The following is a 23,008-nucleotide window of genomic DNA, read 5'->3' on the forward strand; positions in this document are numbered from 1 at the left end:
CCCCCGATCCGTTACGCGACCGTCAGCGCAAAATGGGTTCTCAGGACCTCAGCAATATCCTCTTCCGCCAGTTGCTGTGTCTTTGTGCCATTTGCGGTGATGGTCTTCAGCATATTGCCCAGCAGGATCTGACGTCCTTCGGGGTGATGCTGCACGATCACTCGCTTCTGCACAAAGATGGCGTCAGGATGGGTTGAATTCAGGTAGTTGGCCGGAATGAAATCAACCCATTCCTGAACAGAGAGATCAAAACCGTATTGATTAGCCCACGCCCCCTCCACCTTCGCCTGGAGCAGGTACTCGCCCCTTGCGTGACGGGTAAGGCGGAAGGTGTCGAAATCTTGTCCGATATCGACATCAAGCATGTCGAGGGCCATCGGCGCACGGATGCCATAGCTGCCAAACCCGAGGTCGCAGAGCCACTGACGGCCCTCCACCTCCGCCACCACCGCCATATGGGTTTTTGGGCGACGTGCCGGGTAGAACATGGGGCGCGCCGCCACAAAACGCCAGGAAATGCCTAACGCCTCCAGCGCCATGGCAAACAGCCCGTTGACCTCGTAGCAATAGCCGCCGCGCCCCTGATGCAGGATCTTATCGACAATCTCTTCGGGTACCAGCGAGACCATTTTGCCTGCCTGTACGTCCAGATTTTCAAAAGGGACCGCAAAGAGCTGATGGCGCATCAGCGCATGCAGGGTGGCGGTATCGGCCGCCGCTGGCCCGGTATAGTTTATACGTTTGAAATAGGTAGAAATATCAAAGTTGTCGCTGTGCATAGTGCCTCCTTGTCCTGAACATGCCGGACACTATAGATGGCGCTCCGCATTGGCTGTATAGTCAGTTTTATCGAAAATCAGACTGTACAGATCCCATGTCCGTCCCGTCCCCCCATTACCGCCGGATTGCAGAGATGCTGCGCCTTACCCTGGCTTCAGGTGCATTGCGACCCGGTGATCGGATGATCTCCGCGCGTAAACTGGCAGAGCGCGAGCACGTTAGCCTCCCGACGGCCCTCGAGGCCCTTCGTTACCTCGAGGCCGAAGGCCTGATTGTTGCCCGTCCGCGTTCGGGCTATTACGTCCACCAGCCCCGCGTGCCACAGAACGTGCCATCATCCCACACGCCTCCCGGCCCGGTACCGGTGACCATGTCAGCCATCGCCCGCTCGCTTTTCAGTCGCGCAGAAGCGCGCCTGGTGCCGCTGGGGGCCGCACTGCCCGACCCCACCTGGCTACCGGGAGATACGTTGCATCGCGCGCTTCATGCGGCCAGCCGTCGTCTGGAAGCACACGGTCAGAGCTACAGCCTGCCGCCGGGGCGAGTGGATCTGCGCAACAGGGTCGCCGCACGCGCGGCACAGTGGGGAGCCCATTTTGGTGCAGACGATCTGGTCATCACCGCGGGCGCAACGCAGGCGCTGCGTCTGGCTTTGCGGGCCGTGTGCCAGCCGGGTGATGTGGTGGCGATTGAGTCCCCCGCTTACTTCGGCACGCTACTGCTGCTGGAGGATTTAGGTCTGAAGGCGTTGCAGATCCCAACCGATCCCGTCGAAGGCCTGTTACTGGCACCGCTGGCTGAGGCCATTCGCTGTCACCGTCCCGCGGCTGTGCTGGCCTCGCCCACGGTGCAAAATCCGCTCGGCGCCAGCATGTCCGTCGCCGGTAAACAGGAGCTGGTTGCCCTGCTTGAAGAGGCGGGCATCCCTCTTATTGAGGACGATGTTTATGGGGACCTGGTGGGTGAAGGCCAACGGCCTCCGGCCTGCAAGGCCTTCGACCAGAGCGGGAATGTGCTCTACTGTAGCTCATTGTCCAAAACCCTTGCGCCAGGCTGGCGTATCGGGTGGATTGCCGCCGGACGTTACCACACGCAGGTCTTACAGGCCCGCATGGCCGGGGAGTGGGCAGGCGCACCGTTAATTGAAGCCGCGACGAGCGAAATACTCGCCAGTGGTGACTACGATCGCCATCTTCGACGGTTGAAAGTTCGCATCGCCGAAGGGATACAGGCCGTTACCGCGCGGGTGGAGGCGTGCTTCCCGCCGGGTACGCGTATTACCGCCCCCGCCGCCGGTTTCTTGCTGTGGGTTGAACTTCCACACCAGGTCAATGCGCTGGAGGTGCATCGTCGTGCGCTGGCGCTGGGCATTGGCGTCAGCCCTGGCCCGCTGTTTTCCCCGGGGGCGGAGCTGATGAACTTCCTGCGCTTAAATTGCGCGAATGAACCCACGCCCCAGTTGCTCAACGCTGTGGAACAGATCGGCGCGATTTGTCACGAGCTGGCGGGTACCGCGTTCAGAGCGTCGATGCGTTAATGGTTACTGACTGGCTTGATCGTCTCTGCATACCGCATGGTGGCATTCAGAAATTGAAAACGGAAAGATTTTTAATATCGGCGTGTGGATTGGCGTTTTTTACCGCTATCAAAAAAGCAGAGAAATTATGATTAAACATCGTTACGTTCGGGTAAAACTGCACCTGTTTTTCCCTTCCGTTTTCAACATAGATTACTGACCAGATCCGACGATTATTAACCATCGTCGATCCCGGCTTAATGTTTACTATCCTGGCCAGTTCAATCTGAGTGGTTCTATCCTTCTGAATTTCATAAAAATAGCGCTCATCATAAAAATAAACCTTGCGGGAAAAACAATCAAAAAACCACGGGTTAGTGGATATTTTCTTCTTGCCATGGGCATCTGAAACGATGCGTTTTGGCTGGCGAAATGACCTCACTCCATTCCTTATCACCAGACATAACCCAATAACCGGCAGAGCCATTAATAAAACGCTGATTGCTTCCCGCATATTCACCAATCCCGTTGATCACAGTCATGAGCGAGTATAACGGGTTCGTTCCTGAGAACAACATGCCCCCTGTCAGGGAATAATGCGTGCCGCCCTGAGCTGTGCGAACAGGCTGAAAAACATCTCGTCGGTGGCCCGCATGGCGGTGAACCCGGTCCGTCGCAGCTTGCTGCCATCACCAAACATGTCGTAATGCCAGCCAAACACGAAGTCGGCAAACTGTCCGTCGTTCAGCTGCAAAATCTCGCTTTCCACCAGCCCGCGAGCTGCGGCAAGTTCGCGCCATACCGCACGGTAGTCCGTAAACAGCTGCTGAAATGAGAGCCGGACCGGGGGGGCAGACTCCAGTTCAAACCAGCGTGCAATGCGTGGCCACAGCTCGCTCCAGCGCCAGATATCCCCGTTATTCACGTTGAATGCCTGGTTCTCTGCTGCCGGCGACGTGGCGGCCCACATGGTCGCCTCTGCCAGCAATTCGCCGTCGGTATGATCAACAATGCTGTGCCAGGTCTGTTCAGAGCCGGGAAAACGCAGCGGTAAATCCAGCGCCTTACACAATGAGGCGTACAGCGCGATGCTCAGGGCAAGATTCATGGTGTTGCCTGGCACCGTGCTACCCACCACACCCGGTCTGATGGCGCTCCAGTGCCACTGTTTTCCGCGTTGAAAATCGCTAAGCCACCTGAGCTGGGCCGCATTAAACTCTGCCCCCGGTACGCCGGGATCGCTTTCACGTGCCGGGGTTTTAAACGGGCCAAGATGCGCGCCGTAGACTTTGTAGCCCTGCATCAGGCTGACCGTCTCAAGAGGGGCCGTGTTTTCGAGATTACTGACCAGATGGCGCAGCATGGTGACGTTCGGTTCAACCATCTCTGTCCAGTTCGCGGCGTTGACCCAGGCGCTGTAAAACACATGAGTGATCCCGCTGAGCGATGACAGTGCCCGCGCGCTGTCCTGCGCATCCAGTAAATCGACATTAACCATCGCAATGCCGTCAGGGTGAGATACCGCCTGGCGGCTCAGGCCAATAACCTCCCACTGATGGCGCAAAAGCGTTTTGACCAGCTGGTTGCCAACAACCCCGCTGGCGCCAGCGACCAGTGCGACCCTGTGTTGCTGCGTCTTATTCATGGTGTTTCTCCGAAAGGGGTGACAGACACAGTGTGATCTATTATTTTTTCCTGATATATCCCCCGAATCCGATGGCATTTATAAGCAGAATCACGAAATGAATAATAAGCTCAACGCCATTTCCACCTTTCTGCGCGTCGCCGAAGCCGGCTCCTTTTCCGCTGCCGCCCGCCTGGCCGGGATCAAGCAGTCCGCCGTCAGCCAGCAGATCGCCGCCCTTGAGGAAGAACTCGGTGTGGTATTGCTGCATCGTACAACGCGCAGGATGAAGCTCACCGCGCAGGGTGAACGTTACCGGCGGGATATGCAGCTTGTGCTGGAGGCCATGCAGGAAGCGGAGCGACGCCTGAACCCGGTTGAGCATCAATATCAGGGAGCCGTACATGTGCAGTTGCCGAGCGGCCTGGGCCAGATCGTGTTGCCGCGCCTGCTGACACTACAGCGCATGAATCCCGAATTACACCTACAGATTTCGCTTGATGACCGCATCGCCGATCTGGTCACCGAAGGGGTGGATGTGGCGCTACGACTGAGCGCAGAGCCTCCGCAAACCCACGCGGCACGGGCGTTGCAAACCGGTACGCTGGTGCCGGTACTCCCCGCGTGGCGGTTACCCGACCGCTTTCTCTATGCGGTTTACCCGGACGCTCGCTTTATTCCACACAGGGTCAGAAGCGTTGTCGGGGTCATAGAACAGCTACTGCCTGAAATAATTAAGAAAAATTAAACATTCCTGGATGTATACTCGCCAGCGCGCCTTGTTGAACTAAAATTTTTCGACTTTCAACGAGTTCCGGAAAATTCCCCTCCCGTCTCTTGATCGTTCTGGTTAATCATGAATACTGTATATAAACACAGTAATATGAGTTAACCATTATGCAGTTGATCTCTCCTTTGGGGCCTGATGCCACGCTATTGCTTCCGTTGTTTATGGAGCGGGTGCCCTGTGGCTTCCCCAGCCCGGCTCAGGATTATGTCGAGGACAGCCTTGACCTGAACAAGCTGGTGATCAAACACCCCAGCGCGACCTATTTTGTCAGGGTGAGCGGTGATTCGATGATCGGTGCAGGCATCAGCCATGGCGACCTGCTGGTGGTTGACCGTTCGTTAACCGCCGTTCATGGCGATATTGTGATTGCGGCGGTCGCGGGCGAATTTACCGTGAAGGAGCTGCAAACGCATCCGCGTCTTCAGCTCATCCCCCATAATCCTGACTACGCGCCGGTCGTTTTTGCCGCGGAAGACGAGCTGGAGATCTTCGGCGTTGTGACGTTTACCCTGAAAGCTAACCGCCATGTTCGCGCTCGTTGACGTAAACAGTTTTTACACCTCCTGCGAGACGGCGTTTCGGCCCGACCTTAAGGGGAAACCCGTGGTGGTCGTTTCAAATAACGACGGGTGTATCATTTCCCGTTCAGCAGAAGCAAAAGCATTGGGGATCGGCATGGCCGGCCCCTACTTCAAGCTGAAGGATGAGCTGAGACGCCAGAAGGTACACGTCTTTAGCTCCAATTATGCGCTGTATGCGGATATGAGCCGCCGGGTGATGACCATCCTTGAAGAGATGGCCCCGAGAGTGGAGATCTACTCGATTGATGAAGCCTTTCTGGATCTGACGGGCATCAGCCACTGTATGAGTCTGGAGGCGTTCGGGCAGGAAATCCGCCAGCGCCTGTACAAAGAGACCGGACTGCTGGTTGGGGTGGGCATTGCGCCCACCAAAACCTTAGCCAAGCTGGCTAACCATGCCGCCAAAACCTGGAAGAAAACCAACGGCGTGGTGGATTTATCGAATATCGATCGTCAGCGTAAACTGCTGTCACTGGTACCGGTCAGCGAAGTGTGGGGCGTCGGGCGCAGGATCAGCAAAAAACTGAATCTGATGGGGATCGAGTCTGCCCTGCATCTGGCGGAATGTTCAAGCTGGGTGATCCGTAAACACTTCAATGTCGTGCTGGAAAGAACTGCCCGCGAGTTACGCGGTGAACCGTGTCTGGCGCTGGAAGAGTTTTCGCCAACAAAGCAACAAATCATCTGCAGCCGCTCCTTCGGCAGCCGTATCACCCGGTATGACGATATGCACCAGGCGATCTGCGCCTATGCGGAACGCGCCGCCGAGAAGCTGCGCGAAGAGAAACAGTTTTGCTGCTATATCAGCGTGTTTATTCGCACCAGCCCGCATGCAGAGGATGAGGTTTTTTATGGTAACCAGGCCTCCGGCAAGCTGACGATCCCCACCAACGATACGCGGGATATTATCAGGGTAGCTATCGAGTCATTGAACCGAATCTGGAAAGAGGGGCATCGCTATATGAAAGCAGGCGTCATGCTCAGTGACTTTTTCAGTCAGGGCGTGGCACAGCTTAGCCTGTTCGATGAACACCCACCGCGGCCAGACAGCACAGCCCTGATGCAGGTTATCGACCGCCTTAACCGTTCAGGCCGGGGGTCTGTGTGGTTTGCGGGCCAGGGGGCGGTGAAATCCTGGGCGATGAAGCGGGATATGCTGTCGCCCTGCTACACCACGCGCTATTCCGATTTGCCAGTCGTTAAATAACAAAGCCCGGATCCCTCCGGGCTTTTTTATGCGTGATTACACCAGCGCATTCAGCGTAGCCAGTGCGTCAGGCGGTAACACCAGCTCACCTGCCGCGAGGTTTTGCCGCAGATGCGCCACGGAAGAGGTTCCCGGGATCAGCAGAATGTTCGGAGAACGTTGCAGCAGCCAGGCCAGCGCAACCTGCATCGGTGTCGCCCCCAGGTCGTCCGCCACCGCCTGCAGCCCGGAAGATTGCAACGGCGTAAAACCGCCCAGCGGGAAGAATGGCACATAGGCAATCCCCTGCTGCGCAAGCGAATCCACCAGCGCATCGTCACTCCGGTTCACGATGTTGTACATGTTTTGCACACACACCACGGGTACCATCTTCTGCGCCTCGGCAACCTGCGTGGCCGTGACATTGCTCAGACCAATATGTCGCACCAGCCCTTGCTGCTGTAGCTCGGCCAGGGTGGACAGCGGTTCAGCGATCGAGCCTTCCGCCGGTCCGTGTGCGCTAAACATAATCCGCAGGTTAACCACGTCCAGCACATCCAGCTGCAGATTACGCAGGTTGTCATGCACCGCCCGGGTCAGCTCCTGCGAGGAAAAGGCCGGCAGCCAGGCACCTTTATCGTCGCGGCGCGCACCAATTTTGGTGACGAGGGTCAGATCGTCCCGGTACGGATGCAGCGCCTCACGGATCAGCTGGTTAGTCACATGCGGACCATAAAAATCGCTGGTATCGATATGATTCACGCCCGCCGCCACGGCTTCCCGGAGCACCTCCAGCGCGGCATTTTTGTCCTTCGGTGGCCCAAAAACGCCCGGCCCGGCAAGCTGCATCGCGCCGTAACCCAGTCGTTTTACCGTTCGCGTCCCGAGCGCGAATGTCCCGCTTTTATCAATGCTGCTCATGTTCACCTTCCTCATCTAAATGATCCGGATTTACAACAGGTTCCTGTCGGGAACCCTTAGTTAAGCGCGAGTTAAATTAAAGTTTAAATTCCCTACGACGATAGTATTTGTGTACCCCTGCACTTTCTTACGGACGACCGCTATGCTGAAAAATCTGCACGTGATTACCGGAATTATCTTTGCTCTCACCATATTCTGCCTGCTGCAAGTTGTCACGGGAGGGTTGTTCTACTCTGCCGTCAGCAACGATCGCCATAACTTCCAGAACTCCGGGGTGCTTAATGCCCAGCAGGAGAGCCTGAGCGACAGCGTTAACACCCTTATCAAAACGCGCGTCACCGTGACGCGAGTGGCGATCCGCTACCTGAAAAATCAGCGCGATCCGGCGTCCCTGGAGGCGATCAACAAACTGCTTGGCACCGCGGGCGACTCTCTGGCTAAAGCTGAAGCCTATAACAAACAGTGGCAGGCCCTGCCGCAGGTTAACGGCCAGAATGCGGCGCTAACCGACGAGATGCTGAAATCCTGGAATCAGATGCATGAAGTGATGCGTCTGTCGATTGAGTATCTGCGTGCCGACAACTACCAGGCCTATGGCGATCTGGATGCGCAGCAGGCGCAGGACGCTATGGAAGCGGTCTATAACCGCTGGCGTGCCGAGAACAATACCCTGCTGAAAGCCGCTACCGAAGAGAACCAGAGCAGCTTTACCCAGATGCAGTGGACGCTGGCGGCAATTTTCCTGGCCGTTATCGCCGTGCTGGTGGTGATCTGGCAGGGTTTACAGCACCTGCTGTTAAAACCGCTGAAAACCATTATGAACCATATTCGCACCATTGCGGCGGGCGATCTGACGCAGGATATCACCCTCTCTGGCCGCAATGAGATGGGCCAGCTGGCGGCCGGTCTGCATGAGATGCAGCAATCTCTGGTTACCACGGTCAGCGCCGTACGCGGTAGTACCGACTCCATCTACACCGGCGCAGGCGAAATTGCTGCCGGAAGTAACGATCTTTCCGCCCGTACGGAAGAACAGGCCGCCTCGCTGGAAGAGACCGCTGCCAGCATGGAAGAGCTGACCGCAACGGTGAAACAGAACTCCGACAACGCCCGTCAGGCGACCCTGCTGGCGAAGAACGCGTCTGAAACAGCGGCGCGCGGCGGTCATGTGGTGGATAACGTTGTCCGCACAATGACGGAAATTGCCGACAGTTCGCAGCAAATCGCCCACATCACCGGCGTGATTGACAGCATTGCCTTCCAGACCAACATTCTGGCGCTGAACGCCGCGGTAGAAGCCGCACGCGCCGGGGAACAAGGTCGTGGCTTTGCGGTAGTTGCCGGGGAAGTGCGTACTCTCGCGAGCCGCAGCGCGCAGGCGGCAAAAGAGATCAAGGGCCTTATCGAGAACTCTGTCAGCCGCGTGAATACCGGCTCTGAACAGGTTAGCGAAGCCGGTGCAACGATGAAAGAAATTGTGGCGGCAGTGACCCGCGTGACCGATATTATGGGCGAGATTTCGTCTGCGTCTGATGAGCAGAGCCGCGGTATTGAACAGGTGAGTCTGGCCGTTTCGCAGATGGACAGCGTCACCCAGCAAAACGCCGCGCTGGTACAGCAGTCCGCCACGGCGGCAGCAGCGCTGGAAGATCAGTCCGAACAGCTGCGCCAGGCGGTGGCGGCGTTTCGTCTGAGCGGCAAACAACAGGCCGCTGCCCCCCGCCCAACAAATGTGAAAACACCGCAGCTGTTGCGCCCGGCCACGGCAAGCACCGCCACCGACAGCAACTGGGAAACGTTCTGAGTGCTGTGCGGGCGAGAATATCGCCCGCCACGGCCCGTTAACGGCTGCGCTTGGCGTGCCGTTCCCAGTTCTCCTGTTTTGCGTCGTCGGATTTTCGCAGTGAAACATAACAGGCCCCGCTGCCGCCGTGATGCGGCAGCGCCACGCAGAAGGCCTGCACTTCCTCAAACTCGGTTAACCAGCGCGCCAGATAGCTACGCACCACGTTGGGATGAGCATTCTGTTCGCGCCCTTTTCCATGAATGATAATTAAATTACGTAATCCGTCGCGTCCGGCCTGGCGAATAAAGGCGTACAGCATCTGGCGGCAACGCTCGGCAGGCTGACGTAACAGGTTCAGGCTGGCCTGGCGGGAGTATTTCCCGGAACGCAGCTTATCCATTACGCCCTGTTGTACCCCTTCACGCTGGAACGCCAGCGGCTCATCCAGGGGCAGAAGTTCCAGAAAACCCAGGGTCAGGAAGTTATCCAGCTGCTCGGCATCAATCTCCTGGCGCGCCCGCGTATTGCGGCTCGGCTGCCAGTGAATATCTGCGCAGCGCTTCAGGGGCTGGACATCCTCCATGGCGTCAAGAAACAGTGATTTGTCGTCAGGGTTCATGGAAATCCTCCGGCTACATCTGAGTCTGTACTATACCTTCGCGGGGAATAGGCCTCAACAACCGCTATCCCGCTGATGGTGGGCCTGATATTAACCTGATGAAAAGCGATAACAATGTCCGCATAAATTTAATTGCCACTTAACTTAAGTTTCAGCAAAAATAAAACCATCGATTTGCGTTAAAATTTCATGAAATCAATCACTCAACCGCCTTTCATTTTGAGAGAAAGCTGTTATAACTACATTAACCTGCCCCATGGATATAACATCCAGGATCTGCGAAAGGACGCACTGCTGTGTGTACTGTAGGGTCTGTCTGATGTCGGACAGACTCTGTTTTTTTATAAATGATTTTTCATGCCGCGGTTATTTTCCGCGCCTCTCGTCTGAATTGCGTAATTAACGATTCGGTAAGCGGAGTCTGACGGGAATCCCGGCGCTGAATTAAATAATAAGCCGCTTTTGGAAGTGATTCGACAACCGGCAGCATGACCAGACGCCCCGCCAACAGTGGGTCACAGCCCAACTCCTGCGGCAATATGCTTAAAAAATCGCTTTGTGCGACAAGGCTAATACACGACGAAAAGGTTTCGCATACCACGCCGATACGGGGTATTTGCGAGCGGTGGCTAAATACATCCTCTAACTGCTTATAATAACTTCCCCGCGGGGTGGGCATGGTCCAGTTATAATGCAGCAGATCGTTAATGGAGGTTGCTCCCGTCGCCGGATGCCCCTCCCGACAAAATACAGCAAACGGTTTTTCTAATAGCTTTTCAAACGTAAATTCATGATCGTAAGGCCCCTGATAATAGGTATTGATGGTGAAATCCAGTTCGCCCTGGCGTAATTCATTGATCATCGATACCAGTTGCCCTTCCATAATCCGCACCTTGACCTGCGGATGCTGAGCATGAAAGCGGGTGATCACCGCGGGCATCAGGCTTCGTGAAATACTCGCCCCCATACCGATATTGATCTGCCCGGCCAGCTCGCCCTGCCGCTGACGAATGTCATCCTGCGCCGCGCGCAGCTCTTCCAGAATCAGCCTGGCGCGCTGATAGAAGCCTTCACCACACTCAGTCAACGCCACGCCTTTACTGCGGCGTACAAAGAGCTGCGCCGCCATACCCTCTTCCAGCTCTTTGATCGATTTGGTCAACGCCGGTTGCGACAGATTCAACGTCCTGCTGGCGCCGCGAATGCTGCCCTGACGCGCCACTTCAACGAACGCCCGAATTTGATGAAATTTAATCTGAAATGACATAGCCCGACCGATAACCGTTGTTTATCAGAGTAAAGAAACTGTCATCTACTTTAATGGAAAGGGATGTGCGAGGGTAATTCCTGAACGGTTAAAACTGTGAAAAATCGGTTAGTGATAAGTAAAAACTATCACAGCGTGAAGCAGTTCACATATTTTAATGATGACAGGAACAGATATGGACTCACTGGCGCAGTACATCCAGACCTTAGCCCCGCAACTGAGCGCATGGCGTCGCGATTTTCACCATTTTGCCGAATCCGGCTGGGTGGAATTTCGGACTGCCGCGAAGGTCGCGGAAATCCTGGACCACCTGGGGTATGACCTGGCGATGGGCCGCGACGTGGTGGATGCCGAAAGCCGTATGGGGTTGCCGGATAACGCCACCCTGACGCGAGAATTTGCCCGCGCCCGGGCGCAGGGCGCGCCCGAAAAATGGCTCGCACCGTTTGAAGGCGGCTTCACCGGCCTGGTTGCCACACTGAATACCGGCCGTCCTGGCCCGACGCTGGCGTTTCGCGTGGACATGGACGCCCTCGACCTGGGTGAAGCGCTTGACGACAGCCATCGCCCGTTCCGCGACGGCTTTGCCTCCTGCAATCCGGGCATGATGCACGCCTGTGCGCACGACGGCCACACCACGATTGGCCTTGGGCTGGCGCACGTGCTCATGCGCAGCAAAGCGCAGCTGAACGGCACCATCAAACTGATCTTCCAGCCAGCAGAAGAAGGCACACGCGGCGCACGCGCCATGGTGGCCGCCGGGGCACTGGACGGGGTGGACTATTTCACCGCCATTCACATTGGTACCGGGGTGCCTGCCGGGACGGTGATCTGCGGCAGCGATAACTTTATGGCGACAACCAAGTTTGACGTGACGTTCACCGGCGTCGCCGCACACGCGGGCGGTAAACCGGAAGAAGGCCGTAACGCCCTGCTCGCCGCCGCCCAGGCCGCGCTCGCGCTGCACAGCATTGCGCCACACAGCGAAGGGGCTTCCCGGGTGAATGTGGGAGTGATGCAGGCCGGCAGCGGGCGCAACGTGGTGCCCGCCCATGCCCTGCTTAAGGTCGAAACCCGTGGCGAGAGCGAGGCGATCAATCAGTATGTGTTCGAACGCGCACAATCCGTCATTACCGGTGCCGCCGCGCTGTACGGCGTGACGGCTGAGATGCGTCTGATGGGGGCTGCCACCGCCAGCGCTCCGACACCTGCCTGGGTGGATTATCTGCGCCAGCAGGCAAGCCAGGTGCCCGGTGTGGAACAGGCCATTGATAAGGTCAAAGCCCCGGCCGGCTCCGAAGACGCCACGCTGATGATGGCTCGCGTGCAGGAAAACGGCGGCATGGCCTCCTACATGGTGTTTGGCACCGATTTGAGCGCCGGACATCACAATGAAAAATTCGACTTTGATGAGCGCGTCATGACCGTCGCTATCGAAACGCTGGCGCGCACTGCGCTGAATTTCCCCTGGACGCGAGGTGTGTAATGCAGGAGAACTACGCTTTTATTGCCGATGCAATCGACACGCGATGTCGGACGTTCACCGACATTGCCGACGAAATCTGGGATCATCCGGAAACCCGCTTTGAAGAGTTCTGGTCCGCAGAGCGGCTGGCCAGCGCGCTGGAAGCGGAAGGCTTCACCCTGACCCGTGAGGCCGGCGGAATTCCGAATCCCTTTATCGCCAGCTTCGGCAGCGGTACACCGGTAATTGCCCTGCTCGGCGAATATGACGCCCTGGCCGAATTAAGCCAGCAGGCACACTGCGCGACGGCACACGCCACCACGCCCGGTGCTAATGGCCACGGCTGCGGACATAACCTGCTCGGCACCGCGGCGTTGGCGGGTGCCGTTGCGGTGAAAAGCTGGCTGGAGCAGCACGGCGGGCGTGGAACCGTGCGTTTTTATGGCTGCCCCGGCGAAGAAGGCGGCTCCGGTAAAACGTTTATGGTTCGTGAGGGCCTGTTTGACGACGTTGACGCCGCGGTCACCTGGCATCCGGAAGCGTTTGCCGGCATGTTTAACGTTAGTACGCTGGCCAATATCCAGGCCGCCTGGCGCTTTAAGGGCGTGGCGGCGCACGCGGCTAATTCTCCGCATCTGGGGCGCAGCGCTCTGGATGCAGTGACGCTGATGACCACCGGCACGAACTTCCTCAACGAACATATTATTGAGAAAGCGCGCGTCCATTACGCCATTACCGATACCGGCGGCATCTCCCCCAACGTGGTACAGGCGCAGGCCGAAGTGCTGTACCTGATCCGCGCCCCGGAGATGGCCGACGCGCAGCAAATCTACGCGCGGATTGAGAAGATTGCTCAGGGTGCGGCGTTGATGACCGAGACCAGCGTTGAGTGTCGCTTTGATAAAGCCTGCTCCAGCTACCTGCCAAACCGCACGCTGGAAGCAGCGATGTATCGCGCCCTGCAGCATTACGGTACGCCAGCCTGGACGGAGGAAGAACGCGCCTTTGCCCGGGAGATCCGCACCACCCTGACGCCAAACGATCTGCAAAACAGCCTGAAGAATATTGCCGCAACCGGGGGTGATGAAGGTAAAGCCTTTGCCCGCCGCCACCAGGAGACCCTGCTGGTGGACGAGGTCGCGCCTTACGCCATCACCGACAACGTGCTGGCAGGCTCAACGGACGTGGGTGATGTGAGCTGGAAGATGCCCGTCGCCCAGTGTTTCAGCCCCTGCTTTACCGTCGGCACACCGCTGCACACCTGGCAACTGGTGGCGCAGGGGCGAACGTCCATTGCCCATAAAGGCATGCTGCTGGCCGGAAAAGTGATGGGCGCCACCGCGCTGAATCTGCTACAGGATGCAGCGCTGCTGAAAAAATGCCGTGAAGAGTTTGAACAACAAGTACAAGAAAAACCGTACGTGTGTCCGATCCCACAGGGCGTGACACCGTCACCTTTAAAATAAAAAAACACAACACAACAACACAACAGTCCCGAGGAACGCCCATGAGTATGTCATCCATACCTTCGCATTCCCCATCCGGTAAGCTCTATGGCTGGGTTGAAAGGATCGGTAATAAAGTGCCACATCCTTTCCTGCTTTTTATCTGGTTGATCGTGGTTTTGATGGTGGCGACAGCCGTGCTGTCCGCCTTAGGGGTGAGCGTGCGCAGCCCGGCCGATGGCAGCATGGTAAGCGTAAAGAACCTGCTGAGCATTGAAGGGTTGCACTGGTTTTTACCGAATGTGATTAAAAACTTCAGCGGTTTTGCGCCGCTGGGCGCCATTCTGGCGCTGGTGCTGGGGGCCGGTCTGGCTGAGCGTGTTGGCCTGCTCCCCGCGCTGATGGTGAAAATGGCCTCTCACGTCAGCGCACGCTACGCCAGCTATATGGTGCTGTTTATCGCGTTTTTCAGCCACATCTCTTCCGATGCCGCGCTGGTGATCATGCCGCCGATGGGGGCACTGATCTTCCTCGCCGTCGGGCGTCACCCCGTGGCGGGTCTGCTGTCGGCCATTGCCGGTGTAGGATGCGGTTTCACTGCCAATCTGCTGATTGTCACCACCGATGTCCTGCTTTCGGGTATTAGCACTGAGGCGGCGAAAACAATCGATGCGGCCATGCACGTCAGCGTGATCGACAACTGGTACTTTATGGCCAGTTCGGTGATCGTCCTGACGCTTGTTGGCGGGCTGATTACCGATAAGCTCATCGAGCCGCGGTTAGGGAAATGGGAAGTCCGTAGTGACGAAAAGCTGGAAACGCTGAGCAAAGAGCAACGCGTTGGCCTGCGCGTCGCCGGGGTAGTCTCGCTGGTATTTATCGCGATGGTGGCGCTGATGGTGGTGCCAGAGAACGGTATCCTGCGCGACCCGGTGAAACATACCGTTCTGCCCTCGCCGTTTATTCAGGGCATTGTGCCGCTGATCATTCTGTTTTTCTTTGTCGTGTCGCTCGCGTATGGCATCGCCACCGGCAAAATCCGCCGCCAGGCCGATCTGCCACAGTTGATGATTGAGCCGATGAAGGAGATGGCGGGCTTTATCGTGATGGTCTTCCCGCTGGCCCAGTTCGTCGCCATGTTTAACTGGAGCAACATGGGCAAATTTATGGCCGTTGGCCTGACCGATGCGCTGGAAGCCGCCGGCTTAAGCGGCGTCCCGGCATTTGTCGGTCTGGCGCTGTTGTCGTCACTGCTGTGTATGTTTATCGCCAGTGGATCCGCCATCTGGTCGATTCTGGCGCCTATCTTCGTACCGATGTTTATGATGCTGGGCTTCCATCCGGCCTTTGCGCAGATCCTGTTTCGTATCGCCGACTCCTCGGTGATCCCGCTGGCGCCGGTTTCGCCGTTTGTGCCGCTGTTTTTGGGCTTCCTGCAGCGCTATAAACCGGAGGCGAAGCTGGGTACCTACTATTCGCTGGTTTTACCCTATCCGCTTATCTTTTTAGGGGTATGGCTGGTGATGTTGGTGGCGTGGTATCTTGTCGGCCTGCCGATTGGACCGGGGATCTACCCGAGGCTGAATTAAAGGAACGACGATGCTGAGATTACTCGAAGATAAAATTGCAACGCCGCTTGGGCCATTGTGGGTTATCGCGGACGAGCAGTTCCAACTGCGCGCCGTGGAATGGGAAGAGCACAGCAACCGTATGGAAGAGCTGCTCAACATCCATTACCGCGCCCAGGGGTTTGAGCGAATCAGCGCCAACAACCCGGGTGGACTGAGCGACAAGCTGGCGGCGTACTTCGAGGGCGATCTCAGCATCATCAATGACCTGCCGACCGCCACGGCCGGTACGCCATTCCAGCGCGAAGTCTGGCAGGCGCTACGCGATATTCCGTGTGGCCAGGTCATGCACTACGGTCAGCTCGCAGAGCAGTTAGGCCGCGCGGGCGCGGCGCGAGCGGTGGGTGCCGCGAACGGTTCTAATCCTGTCAGTATCGTGGTGCCCTGCCATCGTGTGATCGGCCGCAACGGCACCATGACCGGCTATGCCGGTGGCGTACAGCGCAAGGAGTGGTTACTGCGTCACGAGGGGTATCTCTTGCTGTAATTCCCAGGCTTTTTGTGCTTAATTTTCTTCCGGTTAGGCTAAAAATCCATAATCAAGCTGTGGAATTTCAAGAAGATGGCAACACGTTGCCGTCTCTTGTCCTTATTGATGGTTTGCCAGGCTTACGTACTTACCAAAAAGATGTTAAAATTGACCAATATCAATTAAGGCTTGAGCAAACCTATGATCCCGGAAAAGCGAATTATACGACGCATTCAGTCTGGCGGTTGTGCTATCCATTGCCAGGATTGCAGCATCAGCCAGCTCTGTATCCCGTTTACCCTGAATGAGCATGAACTTGATCAGCTTGATAATATCATCGAGCGCAAAAAGCCTATTCAGAAAGGGCAGACGCTGTTTAAAGCCGGAGACGAACTGAAGTCGCTCTATGCTATCCGTTCTGGCACCATCAAAAGCTACACCATCACCGAACAGGGTGATGAGCAGATCACCGGCTTCCATCTGGCGGGTGACCTGGTCGGCTTTGACGCCATCGGGACGGGCCATCACCCGAGCTTTGCTCAGGCGCTGGAAACCTCAATGGTCTGCGAAATCCCGTTTGAAACGCTGGACGATCTGTCAGGTAAAATGCCGAATCTGCGTCAGCAGATGATGCGTCTGATGAGCTGTGAGATCAAAGGCGATCAGGACATGATCCTGCTGCTGTCCAAAAAGAACGCCGAAGAGCGCCTGGCCGCGTTTATCTACAACCTCTCCCGCCGCTTCGCAGAGCGTGGTTTCTCTCCGCGTGAGTTCCGTCTCACCATGACCCGTGGCGATATTGGTAACTACCTGGGCCTGACCGTGGAAACCATCAGCCGTCTTCTGGGGCGTTTCCAGAAAAGCGGCATGCTGGCCGTTAAAGGTAAATACATCACCATCGAAAACGGTGAAGCGCTGGCTGTTCTTGCCGGCCATGCCCGCAACGTGGCATAAAGCCCACGAATGATTGATGCCAGGCCGATAAATTTTTATGATTTATTGGTCTGGCAGGTAAGCACACCACTTCCCGCCCCTGCGACAGACATCCCCCGCTGCTGAAAGGTTCTCGTTGAGGTTAAATTGAGAGAAAGTTTATTTTTCGTTTCAGTTGTTATTGCCTCCGTGACCTTCATTTTCATCTGGATCATGCTTGTCGGCCCGATGAAGGGAGAGGAAAAAACTTACGTACAGGACTCGACCACGTTTGCCATCGTGGTGATGGTCCTGCTGTTGATCGCGTTTATCGCGGTGACCACGACGGTGCTGTTCTTCTGATAAATTTTCATGAATTATTGATCTGGCAAAACCCCACCTCTGTTTCATTCAGGATATATAGGTTACTCTTTTAATTACAGACTGTGGTGACAGTAGTAAGGAGACCTGTATGGCAAAGTATCAAAACATGCTGGTAGCTATCGATCCTAATCAGGACGATCAGCCGGCATTACGACGTGCTGTGTATTTACATCAACGGATTGGTGGCAAAATCAAAGCGTTTTTGCCGATCTATGACTTCTCGTATGAGATGACCACCCTTCTGTCGCCTGACGAGCGTACCGCTATGCGTCAGGGAGTGATCAGCCAACGTACCGCGTGGATCCGCGAACAGGCCAAGTACTACCTGGAAGCGGGTATTCCTATCGATATAAAAGTGGTCTGGCATAACCGCCCCTTCGAAGCGATCATCCAGGAGGTGGTCGCCGGTGGGCACGATCTGCTGCTGAAAATGGCGCACCAGCACGACAAGCTGGAATCGGTGATCTTCACGCCGACAGACTGGCACCTGCTGCGTAAATGCCCGTGTCCGGTCTGGATGGTGAAAGATCAGCCGTGGCCTGAAGGCGGCAAAGCCGTCGTGGCAGTAAACCTGGCAAGCGAAGAGGATTATCACAATTCGCTGAATGAAAAGCTGGTCAAAGAGACGCTGCTGCTTGCTGAGCAGGTTAACCACACTGAGGTGCATCTGGTCGGTGCTTACCCGGTTACCCCCATCAATATTGCCATCGAACTGCCAGAATTCGACCCAAGCGTGTACAACGACGCTATCCGCGGTCAGCACCTGCTGGCCATGAAAGCGCTGCGCCAGAAGTTCAGCATCGATGAGAACATGACACATGTCGAGAAAGGGTTACCTGAAGAGGTGATCCCGGATTTAGCAGAACATCTGCAGGCAGGGATTGTGGTGCTGGGCACCATCGGCCGGACCGGTATTTCTGCCGCGTTCCTGGGCAATACTGCCGAACAGGTGATCGATCATCTGCGCTGCGACCTGCTGGTCATCAAGCCGGATGAGTATCAGACACCGGTTGAGCTGGATGACCCGGAAGACGATTAACCCGTAAGATGAAAAAAACCGTCGGAGAACCGGCGGTTTTTTTTGCCGGATGGCGGCGTCGCCTTGCCCGGCCTACGGGTTGGGTAGGCCCGGTAAGCTTGCGCCACCGGGCTTTACACCCTCAGAGTGATTTCAGAATCGCATCCACGCTGGCTTTGGCATCGCCAAACAGCATGTGGGTGTTCTCTTTGAAGAACAGCGGGTTCTGAACCCCGGCATAGCCGGTGTTCATGGAGCGTTTGAAGACAATGACGTTCTGCGCCTTCCACACTTCCAGAACCGGCATCCCGGCGATTGGACTACGTGGGTCATCCTGTGCCGCCGGGTTAACGGTGTCGTTAGCCCCGATAACCAGGACGGTGTCGGTGTCGGCGAAATCATCGTTGATCTCGTCCATCTCCAGCACGATGTCGTAAGGTACTTTCGCTTCCGCCAGCAGCACGTTCATGTGGCCTGGCAGACGCCCTGCTACCGGGTGAATACCAAAGCGCACCTTGATGCCGCGCGCGCGCAGCTTCTCGGTGATTTCAGCAACCGGATACTGCGCCTGCGCCACCGCCATGCCATAGCCTGGGGTGATAATGACCGAATGCGAGTTTTTCAGCATCTCAGCCGTATCTTCTGCGCTGATCTCACGGTGCTCACCCACTTCTTCGTCAGAACCGGTCGAGGAGCCGTCAGAGCCAAAACCGCCGGCGATAACGCTGATGAACGAACGGTTCATCGCCTTACACATGATGTAGGACAGGATCGCACCGGAAGAGCCCACCAGCGCACCGGTGACGATCAACAGGTCATTGCTCAGCATAAAACCAGCCGCCGCGGCTGCCCAACCGGAGTAGGAGTTGAGCATTGACACAACAACAGGCATATCTGCCCCACCGATGGACGCCACCAGGTGCCAGCCGAACGCCAGGGCAATGATGGTCATCACCAGTAACGCCAGTACCTGCAGACCGACGCTTTCGGTACGCACGAAGACCACCAGCAGCACAAACGACACCACCAGCGCCGCCAGATTCAGCTTATGACGATTAGGCAGCATCAGCGGTTTAGAAGAAATCTTACCGCGCAGTTTGCCGAACGCCACAATTGAGCCAGTGAAGGTCACCGCACCGATGAAGATGCCCAGGAACACTTCGGTCAGATGAATGTTGACCAGAATGGGCTCCATACCTGGTTCGTGGTACAGGTAGCTGTTGAAGCCCACCAGCACCGCCGCCAGACCCACGAAGCTGTGCAGGATCGCCACCAGCTCCGGCATCTCGGTCATTTCAACGCGTTTTGCCAGACGAATACCAATCGCCCCGCCGATGATCATCGCCACCAGGATCCAGGCAACGTTGCCGGTATCGGGTCCGAAGATGGTGGCAATCAGCGCAATCGCCATCCCGGCGATACCAAAGTTATTACCCTGCTGAGACGTTTCGTGTTTGGAAAGTCCCGCCAGACTGAAAATAAACAGGATTGCAGCAACAATGTATGCGGCTGTCACTAATCCTCCAGACATATGCTACCCCTTAGCCTTTACGAAACATTTTCAGCATGCGCTGAGTCACGGTGAAACCACCGAAAATATTGATACTGGCGATCAGTACCGCGACAAAGCTCAGGAAGCTAATCCAGCCGCCGTGGCCAATCTGCAGTAACGCCCCGACCACGATAATCCCGGAGATGGCGTTGGTGACCGACATCAATGGCGTATGCAGCGCATGGGAGACGTTCCATACCACGTAGTAACCCACCACGCAGGAGAGCGCGAAGACGGTAAAGTGGCCGAGGAACTCTTTTGGCGCGACATCGGCCAGCCAGCCAAACAGAATAATCGCCAGCGCCATGAGCGCGTATTTACGCCACGGGGACGCCGGTTTAGCAGGCTCTGTTGGCTCTGGCGCTGCTTTCGGTGCAGCCTGAGGCTGGGCGGAAACCTGAATCGGCGGCGCAGGCCAGGTGATTTCACCTTCGCGGACTACGGTAACGCCGCGCACAACCACATCGTCAAAATCAACGGTGATATTGCCGTCTTTCTCTTTGCAGAGCAGTTTCAGCAGGTTAACGAGGTTAGTGCCGTACAGCTGAGAAGACTGCGTTGGCAGGCGACCTGGCAGGTCGGTGTAGCCGATCACCTTCACACCGTTGGCAGTGGTGGAAATCTGATTCGGCACGGTATATTCACAGTTGCCGCCGTTTTGCGCCGCCAGATCGACAATCACGCTGCCCGGCTTCATGGAGTCGACCATCTCACGGGTGATCAGCTTCGGTGCCGGTTTACCCGGGATCAGCGCGGTGGTAACAATGATGTCCACCTCTTTAGCCTGAGCGGCAAAGAGTGCCATTTCCGCTTTGATAAAGGCTTCGGACATGACCTTCGCATAACCATCACCGCTGCCCGCTTCTTCCTTGAAGTCCAGTTCAAGGAACTCGGCGCCCATACTTTGAACCTGCTCCTTCACTTCCGGACGGGTGTCAAACGCGCGCACGATAGCGCCCAGACTGTTTGCCGCACCGATCGCCGCAAGGCCGGCCACGCCTGCACCAATCACCATCACTTTCGCCGGTGGCACTTTACCTGCCGCGGTGATCTGACCGGTAAAGAAACGACCGAATTCATGGGCGGCTTCAACGATTGCACGGTAACCCGCGATATTCGCCATTGAACTCAGTGCATCCAGAGACTGCGCACGCGAAATACGCGGCACGGAGTCCATCGCCATTACCGTCACGCCACGCGCTGCCAGCTTCTCCATCAGCTCTGGGTTTTGCGCAGGCCAGATGAAGCTCACCAGTGTGGTGCCAGGGTTGAGCAGTTCAATCTCACTCTCTTCCGGCGCATTCACCTTCAAAATAACAGGTGACTGCCAGACTTCAGCACCGTCCACCACGTCCGCGCCAGCCTGAATAAAGGCCTCGTCATCGAAACTCGCCAGTTTGCCCGCGCCGCTTTCAATGGCGACGGTAAAACCCAGTTTAAGCAGTTGCTCCACCGTTTTTGGTGTTGCCGCTACGCGGGTTTCATTGGCAAACCGTTCTTTTGGTACCCCAATACGCATAGTTTTCCCTTCCATCGGTTTTTGATGATGGTTTGTCGATAAATGCCCGAGGTTGTATCAATTTTCGCCATTGTGAGAGCGGCAGAAGATGATTAACCCCGGAAAATAAAACAGTAACAAACTTTCTATAACCTACTGAAAATAGCGCCCGCGATCTACCGCCCGAAAACACTATTTCTTACTTTATCTGTGAAAAATAAGTGATCCGCGTCGCTGACAGAGATATTTACCTTAAATTCATTGTCAGGACCGATAAATCGCGCAAGCGAAGCGGTAAAAACATGATATAGCGCCATAAGAGATCAACTTATTAACATTAAATTAACTTGTAAAAGTCATAAGCTTTATCACTTTTGCTTGTCAAACGCCTGTTTTTTCAACATATCACTAAATGTTATCGAATCAGATCATCCTGTGAGCACAGGCTGTGAAAAATGGCGCAGACAGCGACAGGTTTTAAATGCCATAATCGGGACCGTCTCAAATTAACAACAATACCAGTACATGGTTTGCGCAAGGCGAAGGATTATTTTTATGAAGCTTAAGAACACACTCCTGGCGTCCGCACTTCTTTCCGCGACCGCCCTGTCTGCGAATGCCGCGACAGAGTTAACGCCGGAGCAAGCGGCAGCGTTAAAACCTTTTGACCAGACGGTCATTGTGGGTCGTTACAACTCTATTGGCGATGCTGTTGCCGCCGCATCAAAAGCCGCTGATCAAAACGGCGCAGCGTCGTTTTACGTGCTTGACCAGTCCGATCAAGGCAATAGCGGCAACCAGCGCGTGACCATTGCGCTGTACAAAGAGAATGCGCCAAAAGCTGACGCGCCGAAAAACCGCGTGATCAACGGCGTCGTTGAACTGCCTAAAGATCAGGCGATTGAGCTGGAACCGTATGACACCGTTACCGTTCAGGGCTTCTACCGCAGCCAGCCTGAAGTGAACGATGCCATCACCAAAGCCGCGAAACAGAAAGGGGCTTACTCGTTCTACATCGTGCGTCAGGTGGATGCTAACCAGGGTGGCAACCAGCGTATTACCGCGTTCATCTATAAAGAAGGTGCGAAAAAACGCGTGCTGCAAAGCCCGGATGCCATCCCGGCTGATTCAGAAGCCGGTCGCGCGGCATTAGCGAAAGGCGGCGAAGAAGCGAAGAAAGTCGAAATTCCAGGCGTAGCAACCTCCGCAGCGCCAAGCGCTGAAGTGGGCCGTTTCTTTGAGACGCAATCCACGAAAGGTGGCCGTTACTCCGTTACCCTGCCAGACGGCACCAAAGTTGAAGAGCTGAACAACGCCACCGCTGCGCAGATGGTGCCGTTCGACAGCATCAAGTTTACCGGCAACTACGGCAACGGTACGGAAGTCTCTTATCAGGTCGCGAAGCGTGCGGCGAAGAAAGGGGCGAAGTTCTACCACATCACCCGCCAGTGGCAGGAACGTGGTAACAACATGACCATCAGCGCCGATCTGTACAAGTAACAAAACCCTTCCTCAAAGGCGGCGTAATGCCGCCTTTTTTGTTACTTTTTTTGAATTTCTGCTACAC

Annotated in this window: 21 protein-coding genes; 13 read left to right on the forward strand and 8 right to left on the reverse strand. The window is 56.0% G+C overall.

Going from position 1 to position 23,008, the window contains the following annotated elements:
* Positions 1–11 precede the first annotated feature (11 nt).
* Positions 12–779: an arylamine N-acetyltransferase family protein gene (locus EKN38_RS10735; protein ID WP_014831684.1), complete on the reverse strand. Its 768-nt coding sequence runs from the start codon at positions 777–779 to the stop codon at positions 12–14.
* Positions 780–874: 95 nt separating this feature from the next.
* On the opposite strand from EKN38_RS10735, the gene EKN38_RS10740 reads away from it, so the two are divergent.
* Positions 875–2,317 carry a PLP-dependent aminotransferase family protein gene (locus EKN38_RS10740; RefSeq protein ID WP_043951618.1) on the forward strand — a complete coding sequence of 481 codons (1,443 nt, stop codon included), beginning with the start codon at positions 875–877 and terminating at the stop codon, positions 2,315–2,317.
* 46 nt (positions 2,318–2,363) lie between these two features.
* Here the strand turns inward: EKN38_RS10740 and EKN38_RS10745 are convergent, their stop codons facing one another.
* Positions 2,364–2,810 carry a hypothetical protein gene (locus EKN38_RS10745; RefSeq protein ID WP_014831682.1) on the reverse strand — a complete coding sequence of 149 codons (447 nt, stop codon included), beginning with the start codon at positions 2,808–2,810 and terminating at the stop codon, positions 2,364–2,366.
* 72 nt (positions 2,811–2,882) lie between these two features.
* Positions 2,883–3,941, reverse strand: coding sequence for an SDR family oxidoreductase (locus EKN38_RS10750; protein WP_014831681.1), 1,059 nt, complete (start codon positions 3,939–3,941; stop codon positions 2,883–2,885).
* A 97-nt stretch (positions 3,942–4,038) separates the two neighbouring features.
* Here EKN38_RS10750 and EKN38_RS10755 point away from each other — a divergent pair, with 97 nt between their 5' ends.
* The 3 genes from EKN38_RS10755 (at position 4,039) to umuC (ending at position 6,498) form a co-directional block, all read left to right on the forward strand.
* Entirely contained in the window at positions 4,039–4,668 is a 630-nt protein-coding gene (locus EKN38_RS10755) for a LysR family transcriptional regulator (RefSeq protein ID WP_014831680.1), read from the forward strand.
* Positions 4,669–4,817: 149 nt separating this feature from the next.
* Complete coding sequence (gene umuD, locus EKN38_RS10760; RefSeq protein WP_043951617.1) at positions 4,818–5,252, forward strand: translesion error-prone DNA polymerase V autoproteolytic subunit; 435 nt, start codon at positions 4,818–4,820, stop codon at positions 5,250–5,252.
* The gene (gene umuC, locus EKN38_RS10765; protein ID WP_014831678.1) at positions 5,236–6,498 is read left to right on the forward strand and encodes a translesion error-prone DNA polymerase V subunit UmuC; all 1,263 of its coding nucleotides are present in this window, start codon (positions 5,236–5,238) and stop codon (positions 6,496–6,498) included. The genes umuD and umuC overlap by 17 nt, the downstream gene beginning before the upstream one ends.
* Positions 6,499–6,534: 36 nt before the next feature.
* Here umuC and EKN38_RS10770 read toward each other — a convergent pair whose 3' ends face one another.
* Positions 6,535–7,398, reverse strand: coding sequence for an aldo/keto reductase family oxidoreductase (locus tag EKN38_RS10770; protein WP_014831677.1), 864 nt, complete (start codon positions 7,396–7,398; stop codon positions 6,535–6,537).
* A 142-nt stretch (positions 7,399–7,540) separates the two neighbouring features.
* Here EKN38_RS10770 and tcp point away from each other — a divergent pair, with 142 nt between their 5' ends.
* A complete protein-coding gene (tcp, locus tag EKN38_RS10775) occupies positions 7,541–9,202 on the forward strand; it encodes a methyl-accepting chemotaxis citrate transducer (protein WP_014831676.1) in 1,662 nt (553 codons plus the stop codon).
* Between the two features lie 37 nt (positions 9,203–9,239).
* Here the strand turns inward: tcp and smrA are convergent, their stop codons facing one another.
* Both smrA and EKN38_RS10785 read right to left on the reverse strand, forming a co-directional pair.
* Positions 9,240–9,803, reverse strand: a complete 564-nt coding sequence (gene smrA / locus EKN38_RS10780; protein WP_014831675.1) for a DNA endonuclease SmrA — start codon at positions 9,801–9,803, stop codon at positions 9,240–9,242.
* A 355-nt stretch (positions 9,804–10,158) separates the two neighbouring features.
* The gene (locus EKN38_RS10785; RefSeq protein ID WP_014831674.1) at positions 10,159–11,070 is read right to left on the reverse strand and encodes a LysR family transcriptional regulator; all 912 of its coding nucleotides are present in this window, start codon (positions 11,068–11,070) and stop codon (positions 10,159–10,161) included.
* Between the two features lie 175 nt (positions 11,071–11,245).
* Here EKN38_RS10785 and EKN38_RS10790 point away from each other — a divergent pair, with 175 nt between their 5' ends.
* The 7 genes from EKN38_RS10790 to uspE all read left to right on the forward strand — a co-directional run bounded on the left by EKN38_RS10790 (position 11,246) and on the right by uspE (position 18,412).
* Positions 11,246–12,556, forward strand: a complete 1,311-nt coding sequence (locus tag EKN38_RS10790; protein WP_014831673.1) for a M20 family metallo-hydrolase — start codon at positions 11,246–11,248, stop codon at positions 12,554–12,556.
* On the forward strand, positions 12,556–14,001 hold the full coding sequence (locus EKN38_RS10795) for a M20 family metallopeptidase (protein ID WP_126522064.1): 1,446 nt from the start codon (positions 12,556–12,558) through the stop codon (positions 13,999–14,001). Before EKN38_RS10790 ends, EKN38_RS10795 begins: the two co-directional genes overlap by 1 nt.
* 41 nt (positions 14,002–14,042) lie before the next feature.
* A complete protein-coding gene (gene abgT / locus EKN38_RS10800; RefSeq protein WP_126522066.1) occupies positions 14,043–15,569 on the forward strand; it encodes a p-aminobenzoyl-glutamate transporter in 1,527 nt (508 codons plus the stop codon).
* 10 nt (positions 15,570–15,579) lie between these two features.
* On the forward strand, positions 15,580–16,095 hold the full coding sequence (gene ogt, locus EKN38_RS10805; protein ID WP_014831670.1) for a methylated-DNA--[protein]-cysteine S-methyltransferase: 516 nt from the start codon (positions 15,580–15,582) through the stop codon (positions 16,093–16,095).
* A gap of 183 nt (positions 16,096–16,278) precedes the next feature.
* Positions 16,279–17,031: a fumarate/nitrate reduction transcriptional regulator Fnr gene (fnr, locus tag EKN38_RS10810; RefSeq protein ID WP_126522068.1), complete on the forward strand. Its 753-nt coding sequence runs from the start codon at positions 16,279–16,281 to the stop codon at positions 17,029–17,031.
* Between the two features lie 168 nt (positions 17,032–17,199).
* Positions 17,200–17,352 carry a hypothetical protein gene (locus EKN38_RS10815; RefSeq protein ID WP_014831669.1) on the forward strand — a complete coding sequence of 51 codons (153 nt, stop codon included), beginning with the start codon at positions 17,200–17,202 and terminating at the stop codon, positions 17,350–17,352.
* 109 nt (positions 17,353–17,461) lie between these two features.
* On the forward strand, positions 17,462–18,412 hold the full coding sequence (gene uspE, locus EKN38_RS10820) for a universal stress protein UspE (protein ID WP_014831668.1): 951 nt from the start codon (positions 17,462–17,464) through the stop codon (positions 18,410–18,412).
* 121 nt (positions 18,413–18,533) lie between these two features.
* Here the strand turns inward: uspE and pntB are convergent, their stop codons facing one another.
* Both pntB and pntA read right to left on the reverse strand, forming a co-directional pair.
* Positions 18,534–19,922: a Re/Si-specific NAD(P)(+) transhydrogenase subunit beta gene (pntB, locus tag EKN38_RS10825; RefSeq protein ID WP_014831667.1), complete on the reverse strand. Its 1,389-nt coding sequence runs from the start codon at positions 19,920–19,922 to the stop codon at positions 18,534–18,536.
* A gap of 10 nt (positions 19,923–19,932) precedes the next feature.
* On the reverse strand, positions 19,933–21,462 hold the full coding sequence (gene pntA / locus EKN38_RS10830; RefSeq protein WP_014831666.1) for a Re/Si-specific NAD(P)(+) transhydrogenase subunit alpha: 1,530 nt from the start codon (positions 21,460–21,462) through the stop codon (positions 19,933–19,935).
* A 534-nt stretch (positions 21,463–21,996) separates the two neighbouring features.
* Here pntA and ydgH point away from each other — a divergent pair.
* The gene (gene ydgH, locus EKN38_RS10840; protein ID WP_014831665.1) at positions 21,997–22,941 is read left to right on the forward strand and encodes a DUF1471 family protein YdgH; all 945 of its coding nucleotides are present in this window, start codon (positions 21,997–21,999) and stop codon (positions 22,939–22,941) included.
* Positions 22,942–23,008 lie beyond the last annotated feature (67 nt).

Origin of the sequence: Enterobacter sp. WCHEn045836 (assembly GCF_003965585.1) — a bacterium.
Classification (GTDB): Bacteria; Pseudomonadota; Gammaproteobacteria; order Enterobacterales; family Enterobacteriaceae; genus Enterobacter; species Enterobacter dissolvens.